Origin of the sequence: Streptomyces sp. NBC_00376 (genome assembly GCF_036077095.1) — a bacterium.
In the GTDB taxonomy this organism is placed as follows: Bacteria; Actinomycetota; Actinomycetes; order Streptomycetales; family Streptomycetaceae; genus Streptomyces.
On the sequence record NZ_CP107960.1, the window covers coordinates 7,575,150 to 7,587,177 of the forward strand.

Here is a 12,028-nt window from a genome sequence, read left to right on the forward strand (position 1 = left end):
GGCCCGTCGGACATGATCGGACCCATGTTCCGGTACGCCTTCCTCGCAGCGCCGTCCGCAGTCGCGGACGCGCCGAAGGCTGCCGTGAGCCCCTTCATCGCAGCGGCACCTGTCGCAGCGGCAGCGTTCACCGCTGCTGCCGCGCCCATCGGCGGCGCCCGAAGCTGACCCTCCCCCGACAGTCCGGCGGACCCCGCAAGGGGAGGGTCGGCCGGGCCCTGGGGTCTTCTCTCTCAGCTTCGAACACCAAGGAATGAGCCATGCCCAAGAAGGCATACGTGCGCACCAAGCCGCACCTCAACATCGGCACCATGGGCCACGTCGACCACGGCAAGACCACCCTGACCGCCGCCATCACCAAGGTCCTCAGCGACCGGGGGACCGGCACGTTCGTCCCGTTCGACCGGATCGACCGGGCGCCGGAGGAGACGCAGCGCGGCATCACCATCAACATCGCGCACGTCGAGTACGAGACCGACACCCGCCACTACGCGCACGTCGACATGCCCGGGCACGCCGACTACATCAAGAACATGGTCACCGGCGCCGCCCAGCTCGACGGGGCGATCCTGGTCGTCTCCGCGCTCGACGGGATCATGCCGCAGACCGCCGAGCACGTGCTGCTCGCGCGTCAGGTCGGTGTCGACCACATCGTGGTCGCCCTCAACAAGGCGGACGCCGTCGACGACGGCGAGGACACAGTGCTGACCGACCTGGTCGAGCTGGAGGTCCGTGAGCTGCTCTCCGCGCACGGCTACGGCGGGGACTCCGTTCCCGTCGTACGGGTGTCGGGGCTGAAGGCTCTGGAGGGCGACCCGCGCTGGACCGCGGCCGTCGAGGCGCTGCTGGACGCGGTCGACACGTATGTGCCGATGCCGGTCAGGTACACCGACGCGCCGTTCCTGCTGTCGGTGGAGAACGTCCTGACCATCACCGGCCGGGGCACCGTCGTCACCGGAGCCGTGGAGCGCGGCACGGTCCGTACCGGCGACCGGGTCTCGGTGCTCGGACCGGACCCGGACATCGAGACGGTCGTCACCGGCCTGGAGACCTTCGGGAAGCCGATGGAGTCCGCGGAGGCCGGCGACAACGTGGCGCTGCTGCTGCGCGGGGTGGAGCGCGACCGGGTGCGACGCGGCCATGTGGTCGCGGCGCCGGGCAGTGTGACGCCGAGCCGGCGCTTCACCGCGCAGGTGTACGTCCTGTCGGCGAAGGAGGGCGGCCGGACCACCCCGGTCACCACCGGGTACCGGCCGCAGTTCTACATCCGCACCGCGGACGTCGTCGGCGACGTCGACCTCGGTGCGGTGGCGGTGGCGCGCCCCGGTGACACGGTCGACCTGACCGTCGAGCTGGGACGTGACGTCCCGCTGGAGAGCGGACTCGGCTTCGCGATCCGCGAGGGCGGCCGCACGGTCGGCGCCGGGACCGTCACCGGGCTGCTCTGAACCGCCAAGGGCCCGCTTCCCGTACCCCGCGGGAGGCGGGCCCGTGCCGTGCGCGAGACTGACGGCATGACAGACACAGCATTGGTGCTCGGTGCCGGTGGAGTCACCGGCAGTGCGTGGGAGACCGGGATCCTGCACGGCCTCGCGAAGGCGGGCGTGGACCTCTCCGCGGCGGATCTGATCATCGGCAGCTCGGCGGGAGCGGTGGTCGGCGCGCAGTTGGCCTCCGGACTGCTCGGTCTTCCCGAACTCTACGAACTCCAGCTCGCTGATCCGCAGGACATGACGGGCGGCAGGCTCGGCCCGCTCATGCTGCTGCGGTACGCGGGGGCCGTACTCTCCGCGCGGACCCCCGAGGCGTACGGCCGGAAGCTGGGCAGGATCGCGCAGGACGCCCGGCCCGGCATCACCGAGGAGCAACGACGCGAGGCGATCGCGAGCCGTCTCCTGTCGCCGGAGTGGCCTGGGAGGCCCCTGCTCGTCACCGCCGTCGACGCCACGACCGGTGAACTCCACACGTTCGACAGGGACGGTGAGGTATCCCTCGTCGACGCCGTCACGGCGAGCTGCGCGGTCCCCGGCGTCTGGCCCGTCACCCGTATTCAGGGGCGGACCTGGATCGACGGCGGGGTGCACTCCACGGCCAACGCCCAGCTCGCCGCCGGATACGGACGCGTCGTCGTCATCGCGCCCTCGGCGAGCGGCAACAAGGCCATCGCCTCACCGCGCTCACAGGCGGCCGCACTCGCCGCGGACGGTGCCCGGGTCGAGGTCATCACCCCGGACGCGGCCGCGAAGAAGGCATTCGGCCGCAACCCCCTCGACCCGAGCTGCCGGGCAGCGGCGGCCCGCGCCGGGCTCGAACAGTCGGCCGCACACACCGAAGCCGTCGCCACGGTGCTGAGCAGCTGATCCGGCACCCCACAATGGGGGAGTGAACGACTCGATACCCGTCATCCGGGACGTGGACCAGGGCACCGCCAGACTCCTCCCCGACGTGGACCGGGACCGGGCCTGGCTGCTCACCGTCGACGGGGCGCCCCAGTCCTACGTCGACCTCGACGCGCCGGAGCACCTCGAGTTCGAGTACGCCCGGCGGCTCGCCCATGTCGTCGACTGCGCGGCCGGGCCGGGCGCACCGCTGGACGTACTCCACCTCGGCGGCGGTGCGCTCACCCTGCCCCGCTACACCGCCGCGACCAGACCCGGCTCCCGCCAGGACGTCGCAGAGGCCGATCTCGGGCTCCTCGAACTGGTCGCCGAGCAGCTTCCGCTCCCCGACCACAGCGGGATCACCGTGCACGGCACGGACGCCCGGGGCCTGCTGGAGCGGACCGCGCCCGCTTCCCTCGACATCCTGATCGCGGATGTCTTCGGCGGCTCGCGGGTGCCCGCCCACCTCACCTCCGTCGAGTACGCGCGGGCTGCCCGCCGTACGCTGCGGGACCACGGGATCTACGCGGCGAACCTCGCGGACGGCGCGCCCTTCGGCTTCCTCCGCTCCCAACTGGCCACCGTCGCGGCCGTCTTCGAGGAACTCGCGCTCATCGCCGAACCCGCGGTGCTGCGCGGCCGGCGCTTCGGCAACGTCATCCTGGTCGCCTCGCCGAGCCCCATCGACACCGCTGCGCTGACCCGTCGCTGCGCCGGCGACGCCTTCCCCGCCCGGGTCGAGTACGGTGCCGCGCTGGACCGGCTGGCCGGTGGCGCCCGGCCCGTCGGCGACGGTGAGGCGGTCGCCTCACCCGAGCCGCCCGACGGAGCCTTCAGCATCGGCTGACACCGGCCCCCGGTCCTTCCCCGCCGCGACCTCGGTGATCTCCGGGGCCCGGGTCAGCCGGCGTACCTCCGGAACGAACAGCACGGCCCCGGTGACCAGCACGATCAGCGCCGCGCACCCCCACAGGGCCTCGCTCCGCCCGACCAGCGACTCCACCGGACCGGCGAGCGCGGTGGCGACCGGCATCATCGCCACCGAGCCGAACCAGTCGTACGCCGAGACGCGCGAGAGCTTCTCCTCCGGGATCTCCTGGTGCATGGCCGTCATCCACGAGACCCCGAACACCTCGATGGCGACGCCGCTGACGAACATCACCGCGCAGAGCGCGCCCACGGGCAACGGCACCGCGAGGCCCGCCGACGGCAGCGCCAGCGGGAAGACGCAGAGCGTTCCGGCCAGCAGCAGCCGCCTGGGCTTCCAGCGCGTCATCAGCAGCGCCCCGCCCAAGGTGCCGGCCCCGAACGCGGCGAGCGCGAAGCCCCAGGGGCGGGCGCCACCGAGCTCGTCCCGGGCGACCAGCGGACCGTACACCGACTCGGCCGCACCCACGGCGGCGACCACCACCGAGAACTGGGCCACGATGCTCCACAGCCAGGAGCGGCCGATGAACTCCTGCCAGCCGTCCCGCATGTCGGCGAGCAGGCCGCCGCCCGGAGTGCGCGGGGGAATGTGACCGACGTCCAGGAACGCGCGCAGCGCACCCGCCACCGCGAAGGCCGCGGCGTCGACGGCCAGCACCCAGCCGGGATCCATCGCCGCGATCATGGCGCCGCCGAGTGCCGCGCCGCCGATCGTCGCGCCCTGCGTGGCCATCCGGAACAGCGCGAAGGCACGGCTCGCCTGCTCACGGCTGACGCTGGACATCAGCATGCCCTCGGCAGCCGGGTTGAAGAACGCCTGCCCGGTGCCGCACAACGCGGTGAGCAGCATCATCTGCCACAGCTTCGGGTCACCGGCCAGGACCAGCCAGGCGAACGCGGCCTGCGAGAGGCAGTTGAGGGTGTTGGCCGCGACCATCACCCGGTGGCGCGGCAGCCGGTCCGCGATCGCCCCGCCGATCAGCAGGAAGAGCACCAGGGGCGCGGTCCTGGCGGCGGCCACCAGACCGACGTCGCCGCCGTCACCGCCCGCCTTCAGAACGGCGAACGCCGCCGCGATCAGCGCGCCATGGGTACCCAGGCCCGTGATGATCGCGGCGGCGGTCAGCAGACGGTAGTTGCGGCCGGGGTGCGGCGGACGGGATGCGGAGGCGGCGACAGTCACCAGGGGACTATCGCCGCCGCGCCCCCGCCGTGCCAACTGATTTCCCGGCGGAAGGAACGGGGTCAGGGGGCGGGGGTGACGTCCACCAGCCGCACGGTGCTCAGGATCTTCTCGATCGTCGTGTCGGGGAGTTCGTCCTTGACGGAGTCGGCTCCGTACAGGACCCAGGACGCGAACTCACCCTTCTTGTTCTTGAAGGTGAAGGCGATGGCCTTGCCGTCGCTGTCGCACTTCTCCTTCTTCGTGACGTTCGGGGCGGTGGCGGTGACGACCTGGCCGGTGAGACCCGACTTGGTGGTGTACTGCTTGGCCTCGGTGAACTTGATGGTGCTCTCCGGCATGTGCTGCGCGTAGGCGGCCCACACCCAGGTGCCGGCCTCGCTGTGGGCGTTCTTGGCGGCGTCGGTGGCGCCCTGGGCGCCTCTGGTGCCGGCGCTCGCGAGGCTCATGTCCTCCTTGACGCCGTCCTTGTCGGTGTCGTCCACGCACCACTTCTTCTGGAAGAACGCCGGCGCGGAGAAGAGGATGAGGGGCGAGCCGTCCCCCTTCTTCTCGTCCTCGAAGTACGAGCCTGTGCCGGGCCCCCCGACCTCCCAGTCCCCAGGCACGTCGAACTGCGTGCCCCACTTGGGGTTGGTGACGACCTTCCACCCGGGGATGAGGGGCTTGGGGTCTCCGTCCTCGCCGCGCGGGTTCGCCTCGCCGGACGCGGAGGCGGAACCTGACGGCTTGGCGGGTGCCGAGGACTGCTTGTCGTCGGCGACGTCCTTGCCCTTGTCGTCCTTGTTCATCACGACGACACCGGTCACCACGGCGGCCACGACCACCGCGGTGGCCGCGACGATCGCGATGGCGGTGGTCTTCTTCTTGTTGTTGTCGCCGGGCTGCGGAGCACCGGGCGGACCGGGCACCGCGTACTGCGGCACGGTCGGCTGCTGGTACGGGTTCGGCTGCGCGTAGCCGGGCTGCTGTCCCTGCTGCTGATATCCCGGCTGCTGATAGGGATTCGGCTGCTGGTACCCCGGCTGCTGGTACGGGTTCTGATTCTGGTCCTGCGGGTTTTGCTCGCCCCCGGGCGGCTGCTGTCCTGGCCACATGGCGAGTAACGATAGAGGGGCGGTGGCCGGTCTGCTACGCCCGCCCCTGTGTGCGGACGGTGAAGGAAGCGATCGGGGAGGACCACCCGAGGCTCCCGGGGATGGCCAAAAAGTTCTACTCGTGAGTAACATCTGGCCATGAGTGCTGAACAGATGACCGTCGGCGAGATGCTCGTCGCAACGGTTCCGATGGCCCGGACCCTCAACCTCGAATTCCTGGAGACGACCGCCGAGCGCGCGGTGGTCCGCCTGCCGGACCAGGCCGAGTACCACAACCACATCGGCGGACCGCACGCCGGAGCGATGTTCACGCTGGCGGAATCGGCGAGCGGGGCGATCGTCATCGCCGCCTTCGGCGACCAGATGTCGCGCGCCGTGCCGCTCGCGGTGAAGGCGGAGATCGGCTACAAGAAGCTGGCCAAGGGAGTCGTCACCGCGACGGCGACCCTCGGCCGCCCGGTGGCCGAGGTCATTGCCGAACTCGACGAGGGCAAGCGGCCGGAGTTCCCCGTGACCATCGAGATCCAGCGCGCGGACGGCGCGGTGACCGGTGAGATGACGGTCGTCTGGACGCTGCGCCCCAACGCCTGATTCCGGCCGGCTTCGCGAAGTGCCGCCACGTGCCCCGGGGGAGGGCGCGTGGCGGCTTTTCGGGCTGTCCGGGCAACTGGCGGGACAGGTAGGCTTCCCGCCGTGCGCCGAGGAGTTGCCCGGCGGGCAACAGGCATCAGTTACGGGAGGAACCGGCGTTGCACATCCAGGAATGGCTGGAGACCATCCCCGCGGTCAGCGTCTACGCACTGGTGGCCGCGGTCATCGGGCTGGAGAGCCTCGGCATCCCGCTGCCGGGCGAGATCGTCCTGATCAGCGCGGCGCTCCTGGCCGCCGGGCACGACGGAATCAACCCGTGGATGGTCGGTGCCTGCGCCTCGGCCGGCGCGATCATCGGTGACTCGATCGGATACGCCATCGGCCGCAAGGGCGGACGCCCGCTGCTGGCCAAGCTGGGCGGGAAGTTCCCCAAGCACTTCGGCGAGAGCCAGATCGCGATGGCGGAGCGGTCGTTCGAGAAGTGGGGGATGTGGGCGGTGTTCTTCGGCCGCTTCGTGGCGCTGCTGAGGATCTTCGCGGGTCCGCTGGCAGGCGTACTGCACATGCCGTACTGGAAGTTCCTGATCGCCAATGTGCTCGGTGGCATCGTCTGGGCGGGCGGCACCACGGCCGTCATCTACTCGGTGGGAGTCGTCGCCGAGGCATGGCTCAAGCGGTTCTCCTACCTCGGCCTCGTGGTCGCGGTGCTGATCGGTATCGCCTCGATGCTGATCGTGAAGAACCGCGCCAAGAAGGCGGCGTCGGCCGCCCCGGCGCCCGAGTCGGCGACGGTCGTGGCCACCGACTGACCGTAGGGGGACGCCACGGACCGTACGGCGACGCCACGGACCGGGCGGTGCGATTCACGCACCGCCCGCCGGGCTCAGCCCTCGTGGGCCTGGCGGTGCGCCTTGGCCAGCTCCACGTAACCGACCGCGTTGAACCTGATGCCTTCGAGTTCCTCCTCGGTCAGCGGCCGCTTCACCTTGGCGGGGACCCCGGCGACCAGCGAACCCGGCGGCACCCGCATTCCCTGCGGGACCAGGGCCTGTGCCGCGATCAGCGAACCCGCGCCGATGTGCGCGCCGTTGAGCACGGTGGCGCCCATGCCGACCAGGACATCGTCCTCGATGGTGCAGCCGTGGAGCACGGCGTTGTGCCCGACCGAGACGCGCTCGCCGACCGTGACGGGGAACCCGGGGTCGCCGTGGACGCTGCAGTTGTCCTGGATGTTGCTGTCGGCACCGATGACGATCGGCCCGCAGTCGGCGCGCAGTACGGCGTGGTACCAGACGCTGGAGCCCGCGGCCATCGTGATCTCACCGATGACGACCGACGTCGGTGCCGTGAAGGCATCCACGTCGATGTCCGGCTCCTTGCCGCCCATTCCCGTGATCAACGCCTGTTGTGCCATCGCCCGTTCCTCCGTGCTCAGGTGTCGCGCGGCCGAGGCTGTCCGGTCCCGGCAGCCGGCCACGGCTGTTCGATCGCGCCTGGAGGAACGGTAGGCGACGGCCGGGCGGCCGCGACCGAGTGGGGTGAACATCACAGGTCGCCGCGGCGATCGACTCGGGCGCCGCCGACTACCGTGAGCGAGTGCCGAAGAACAGGAACACGTTCTCTTCCCTTGCCGCCTGGCGGCGACGCGCCCTGTCCCGGGCCTTCCACCGTGGCTGGCGATGGGTGCAGGAGACGGGCGCGGTCACCGCGGACCGGCCGGGTGCGCTGCGCTTCCGCCGGATCGGCGAAGGCACCCGGCTGGCCTTCCCGCAGGGCACGGTCTTCGGCGAGCCGTGGATCGAGCTCGGCTCGCACTGCGTGATCGGCGAGCAGGTCACCCTGACGGCCGGGCTCATGCCCGACCTCGATCTCGGTCCCGACCCGATCCTGACCCTGGGCGACGGGGTGGTGCTCGGCCGGGGCAGCCATGTGGTCGCCGACACCACGGTGGCCATCGGCCCGGACACGTACTGCGGGCCGTACGTCTACATCACGTCGACGAACCACAGCTACGACGATCCGCACGAGCCGGTCGGCCGGCAGTGGCCCCGCATGGAGCCGGTCGCCATCGGGCCGGGCTGCTGGATCGGCACCGGAGCGGTGATCCTCCCGGGGGCCACGCTCGGGCGCAATGTGGTGGTCGCCGCGGGTGCGGTGGTACGGGGCGAGGTGCCCGACCACGCGGTGGTGGCCGGCGCCCCCGCCCGTGTCGTGCGCGGCTGGGATCCCGAGAAGGGCTGGCAGCCCCCACTGCGCACCCCCGCGCCGGTGCCGATCCCGACGGGCGTCACGCCCGAGCAGCTGCTGGCCCTGGCGGAACCAGGCGAGACCTCCGACTGACAGGCCTCAACCGGTCGCGAGCAGCACCGTGCCCACCAGGGCGAGACCGGCCCCGGCGGCCTGCACCCCGCGCAGCCGCTCCTTCAGCACGCCGCGCGCCGCCAGGGCGGTGACCACCGGATAGAGCGAGGCGAGCACGGCGGCCACCGTGACCGGCCCGAGCCGCGCGGCGATCGAGTACGTGCCGTTGGCCGCGACGTCCGCCAGCCCGACGAGCGCCAGGGCCGGCAGTACGGCGAGCACCGCGGCGCCTCCGCCCTCCTCGGGCAGTGCCCGTGCGCCCCGGCGCACCGACGCGTACAAGGCCGCACCGCCCACCGCGACATTGGTGAGGCGCTGGACGAAGAGCGCCAGGAACAGCCCGGTCACCGTCGAGGACGCCTCCGCGATCAGCGACATCACCGCCCCGAAACCGAACGCGGCCAGCAGGGTCAGCAGCACCGCCCGGCGCTGCACCGGAGCCCCGCGCAGCTGCGGGCCGCCCGCCAGCACGACGCCCACCACCGCGATGCCGACCCCCGCGAACTGCGGCAGCCCCGGCCGTTCCCCGGCCAGGAGCCCGACACTCACCGGCACGGCGACGCCCAGCGATCCGAGCGGGGAGACGACCCCCATCGGGCCGAGCGCCAGGGCCTGGTAGAAGCTCAGCATCGCGACCGGCCCGACGACACCCGCCGCGACGGCGAACCACAGCTGCGGGCCCGCCTCGCTCCAGCCGCCGGTCGCGACCACGACGGCGCCCAGCACCACGGCCGCGACGGCCTGGGAGACGACGACCACGGTGAGCGCGGGGACGCGCCGGGTGAGCAGCCCGCCGCCGAAGTCGGCCAGCCCCCAGAGCAGGCTGGTGGCCAGCGCGAACAGTGCTGTCATTGCAGGCCTCGCAGTACAGTGCGGTGAACGGTGGAGTGCACCACACCGTAGTGCAGTATTTTTGACCCTGTCATCCAAAATATTGGACGGAATGTGTCTGACCTCGATCAGCTCACTCAGTCGCTCGCGCGCAATCTCAAGCGCTGGAGGGGGGAACGCGGCTTCACCCTGGACGCTCTGGCCGCCCGTGCCGGGGTCAGCCGAGGCATGATCATCCAGATCGAACAGGCCCGCACCAACCCGAGCGTCGGCACCACGGTCAAGCTCGCCGACGCACTGGGGGTCAGCATCACCACCCTGCTCGACTACGAGCAGGGTTCACCGGTCCGGCTGGTGCCCGAGAGCCAGGCGGTACGCATGTGGTCCAGCGACGCGGGCAGTTCCACCACCCTGCTCGTCGGCACGGAGGCCAGGGGGCCGCTCGAACTCTGGTCCTGGCGGCTGATGCCCGGCGACAGCAGCGCCTCCGACCCGCACCCCGAGGGCACCGTCGAACTGCTCCATGTCACCGCGGGCGAACTCACCCTGGTCGTCGACGGCACCCCGTACGCCGTACCGGCCGGTGGCTCCGCCTCGTTCGAGGCGCACCACCCGCACTCCTACCGCAACGACGGCTCCGAGCCGGCCGAAGTGACCATGGCCGTCTCCATCCCGCCCGTACGGTGAGACACCCGGCCGAAGACCCGAGGCCGCTGCTAGCGTGACGCACATGCGCGCTCCCATCGGCTCCTTCGAGAACACCGCTCCGGCGGCCGACCGCCTCGATCTGCTCACCGCTCCCGTCGCCGCGGCCGTGACCGCGGGCTGGGGAGGTTTCCCCGCCGAGCAGATCATCCATGTCGACTCGGATCCGGCCATCGCCGACACGGCGGTCTTCGTCGAGCACCACGGCGCGGAACTGCTCGACCGGTCGGCCAATTGCGTGGTGGTGGCGGGCAAGCGCGGTGGCGAGGTGACACTCGCGGCCTGCCTCGTCCTGTCCAGCACCCGCGTCGATGTGAACGGCGTGGTCCGCAAGCAGCTGGGCGCCCGCAAGGCGTCCTTCGCCCCGATGGACACAGCGGTCGGCGAGACAGGCATGGAGTACGGCGGCATCACCCCCATCGGCCTCCCCGCCGCGTGGCCGCTGCTGATCGATCCCGCGGTCGTCGACGAGGAGTGGGTGCTGATCGGCAGCGGCAGCCGCCGGGGCAAGCTGATCGTCCCGGGCAAGGCACTGGCGGCGCTGCCGGGCGCGGTGCTCGTCGAGGGACTCGGCATCAGGAGCTGAAGCTCCGTCGGGAGGGCGCGCCCTCAGCCGGACGAGTGGCAGAGGGCCCGTGCCGCCGCACCGGCACGGTGGGCCGGCAACCAGCCGGCGGCGAAGTCGACGGCGTCGACGATGCGGTAGAGCCGGCTCGTCGACGACCCCACCCGGCCCGTACGGATCTGCGCACCCGTGCCCGCGCGGGCGAAGTCCGCGCCCAGGGCCGCGAAGTCGCTGTCGTCCAGCACGATGTCCTCGTACTCCCACCACTGGCGGCTGCCCCCGGCCGTCACCACACAGCGGTAGTTCCGGCGGGGCGGGGCGGATACCCGGTACTCGCCGAGGTGGAACGCGGAGCAGGTGTCGAAACCGGTGCCCAGCATGAGCACCTGGGCCCGCAGATCGTAGAGCCGGGCCAGTGGCGAATCCTCGCCGAGGTGGCAGTCGGGGCTGTGATCCGCCATCAGCTTCCGGGCCAGTGGGCCGAGCGCGGCGAAGGACGTCTGCGGGTGGCCGCTGCGCACCGCCCCTTCGCCGAGCCTTACGGCCTCCGACAGCCGCCCCATCGACGGTGCGGCCGACGTCGCCGGATCGAAGGGCGGCATGCTCGCCCGCACGGCCTCCCGATCCCGTTCGCCGAGCCCGCGCACCCGGTCGAGGTAGTGCGGAGAGGTGTCGGAGTTCTCCGGCGTGAAGGAGGGGACGACGAGCGTGCCGTGCCCGAGGGCGTCCCGCAACGCACCGACGATCGCACCGACCCCACCACTCACCGGGCCCACCGCGCGCATCGACGCGTGCACCAGCAGCACGCCGTCGCGCTCCACCCCCAACTCGGCGAGCTGTCCGGCCAGCCGGCTCCGGCTGTGGGTGTGGGTCGGTGCGGCGGTAGTGGTCACAGCGGGCCATTCTCCCAGCCGGACGCCGGGCGCGAAACATGCATGCGAGGGGCACGTGCGCGCGAGGAACGCAGTTGCGGTTCAGCGGTCCAGAGCGGGGATCTCGATGGCGGGGCACCGGTCCATGACCATGTCGAGCCCTGCCGCACGCGTGCGGGCGTACGCCTCCGGGTCGACCACGCCGAGCTGGAACCAGACGGCCCCCGCACCCGCCGCGACCGCCTGGTCGGCCACCGGGCCCGCCAGCTCGCTGTTGACGAAGACGTCCACCACATCGACCGGGAACGGGATGTCGGCCAACGAGGCGTAGCCGTCCTCGCCGTGCACCCGCTCGGCCTTCGGATGCACCGGGACCACCCGCTTGCCGAAGCGCCGGAGCACCTCGGCGACGCGGTAGGCCGCACGCGACCGGTTGCCGGACAGGCCCACCACGGCCCAGGTGTCGCCGCCGTTCACGAGAATCCTGCGGATCGTCTCTTCGTCTGCGTACATGA

At 71.6% G+C, this 12,028-nt stretch carries 14 protein-coding genes; 8 read left to right on the top strand and 6 right to left on the bottom strand.

Annotated features, from left to right (window positions below):
• Positions 1-260 precede the first annotated feature (260 nt).
• From tuf to OG842_RS34010, 3 genes are all read left to right on the top strand, one after another.
• Complete coding sequence (gene tuf / locus OG842_RS34000; protein WP_266735408.1) at positions 261-1,448, top strand: elongation factor Tu; 1,188 nt, start codon at positions 261-263, stop codon at positions 1,446-1,448.
• A gap of 66 nt (positions 1,449-1,514) precedes the next feature.
• Positions 1,515-2,360 (top strand): patatin-like phospholipase family protein, encoded by an 846-nt coding sequence (locus OG842_RS34005; RefSeq protein ID WP_266735406.1) that lies wholly within the window; start codon positions 1,515-1,517, stop codon positions 2,358-2,360.
• A 22-nt stretch (positions 2,361-2,382) separates the two neighbouring features.
• Positions 2,383-3,228, top strand: coding sequence for a spermidine synthase (locus OG842_RS34010; RefSeq protein WP_266735404.1), 846 nt, complete (start codon positions 2,383-2,385; stop codon positions 3,226-3,228).
• Here the strand turns inward: OG842_RS34010 and OG842_RS34015 are convergent.
• Together OG842_RS34015 and OG842_RS34020 are read right to left on the bottom strand one after the other, a co-directional pair.
• Entirely contained in the window at positions 3,190-4,494 is a 1,305-nt protein-coding gene (locus OG842_RS34015) for an MFS transporter (protein WP_266737294.1), read from the bottom strand. The two genes, OG842_RS34010 and OG842_RS34015, sit on opposite strands and share 39 nt — an antisense overlap.
• A 59-nt stretch (positions 4,495-4,553) precedes the next feature.
• Positions 4,554-5,588, bottom strand: coding sequence for a hypothetical protein (locus OG842_RS34020; protein WP_266735402.1), 1,035 nt, complete (start codon positions 5,586-5,588; stop codon positions 4,554-4,556).
• A 153-nt stretch (positions 5,589-5,741) separates the two neighbouring features.
• Here OG842_RS34020 and OG842_RS34025 point away from each other — a divergent pair, with 153 nt between their 5' ends.
• Both OG842_RS34025 and OG842_RS34030 read left to right on the top strand, forming a co-directional pair.
• Entirely contained in the window at positions 5,742-6,179 is a 438-nt protein-coding gene (locus OG842_RS34025) for a DUF4442 domain-containing protein (protein WP_266737293.1), read from the top strand.
• A gap of 158 nt (positions 6,180-6,337) precedes the next feature.
• Positions 6,338-6,988, top strand: coding sequence for a DedA family protein (locus tag OG842_RS34030; RefSeq protein ID WP_266735401.1), 651 nt, complete (start codon positions 6,338-6,340; stop codon positions 6,986-6,988).
• Between the two features lie 74 nt (positions 6,989-7,062).
• Here the strand turns inward: OG842_RS34030 and OG842_RS34035 are convergent, their stop codons facing one another.
• On the bottom strand, positions 7,063-7,593 hold the full coding sequence (locus tag OG842_RS34035) for a gamma carbonic anhydrase family protein (protein WP_266735400.1): 531 nt from the start codon (positions 7,591-7,593) through the stop codon (positions 7,063-7,065).
• Positions 7,594-7,775: 182 nt separating this feature from the next.
• Here OG842_RS34035 and OG842_RS34040 point away from each other — a divergent pair, with 182 nt between their 5' ends.
• Entirely contained in the window at positions 7,776-8,519 is a 744-nt protein-coding gene (locus tag OG842_RS34040) for an acyltransferase (protein WP_266735399.1), read from the top strand.
• Positions 8,520-8,525: 6 nt separating this feature from the next.
• Here the strand turns inward: OG842_RS34040 and OG842_RS34045 are convergent, their stop codons facing one another.
• Positions 8,526-9,392 carry a DMT family transporter gene (locus OG842_RS34045; protein WP_266735397.1) on the bottom strand — a complete coding sequence of 289 codons (867 nt, stop codon included), beginning with the start codon at positions 9,390-9,392 and terminating at the stop codon, positions 8,526-8,528.
• A 93-nt stretch (positions 9,393-9,485) separates the two neighbouring features.
• Between OG842_RS34045 and OG842_RS34050 the strand changes: the two genes are divergently transcribed.
• The gene (locus OG842_RS34050; RefSeq protein ID WP_266735396.1) at positions 9,486-10,058 is read left to right on the top strand and encodes a helix-turn-helix domain-containing protein; all 573 of its coding nucleotides are present in this window, start codon (positions 9,486-9,488) and stop codon (positions 10,056-10,058) included.
• A 43-nt stretch (positions 10,059-10,101) separates the two neighbouring features.
• Positions 10,102-10,662, top strand: a complete 561-nt coding sequence (locus OG842_RS34055) for a YbaK/EbsC family protein (RefSeq protein WP_266735394.1) — start codon at positions 10,102-10,104, stop codon at positions 10,660-10,662.
• A 23-nt stretch (positions 10,663-10,685) separates the two neighbouring features.
• Here OG842_RS34055 and OG842_RS34060 read toward each other — a convergent pair whose 3' ends face one another.
• Positions 10,686-11,534 carry an aminoglycoside N(3)-acetyltransferase gene (locus OG842_RS34060; protein WP_266735392.1) on the bottom strand — a complete coding sequence of 283 codons (849 nt, stop codon included), beginning with the start codon at positions 11,532-11,534 and terminating at the stop codon, positions 10,686-10,688.
• Positions 11,535-11,615: 81 nt separating this feature from the next.
• Positions 11,616-12,026 (bottom strand): CoA-binding protein, encoded by a 411-nt coding sequence (locus tag OG842_RS34065; protein WP_266735390.1) that lies wholly within the window; start codon positions 12,024-12,026, stop codon positions 11,616-11,618.
• Positions 12,027-12,028: the final 2 nt, after the last annotated feature.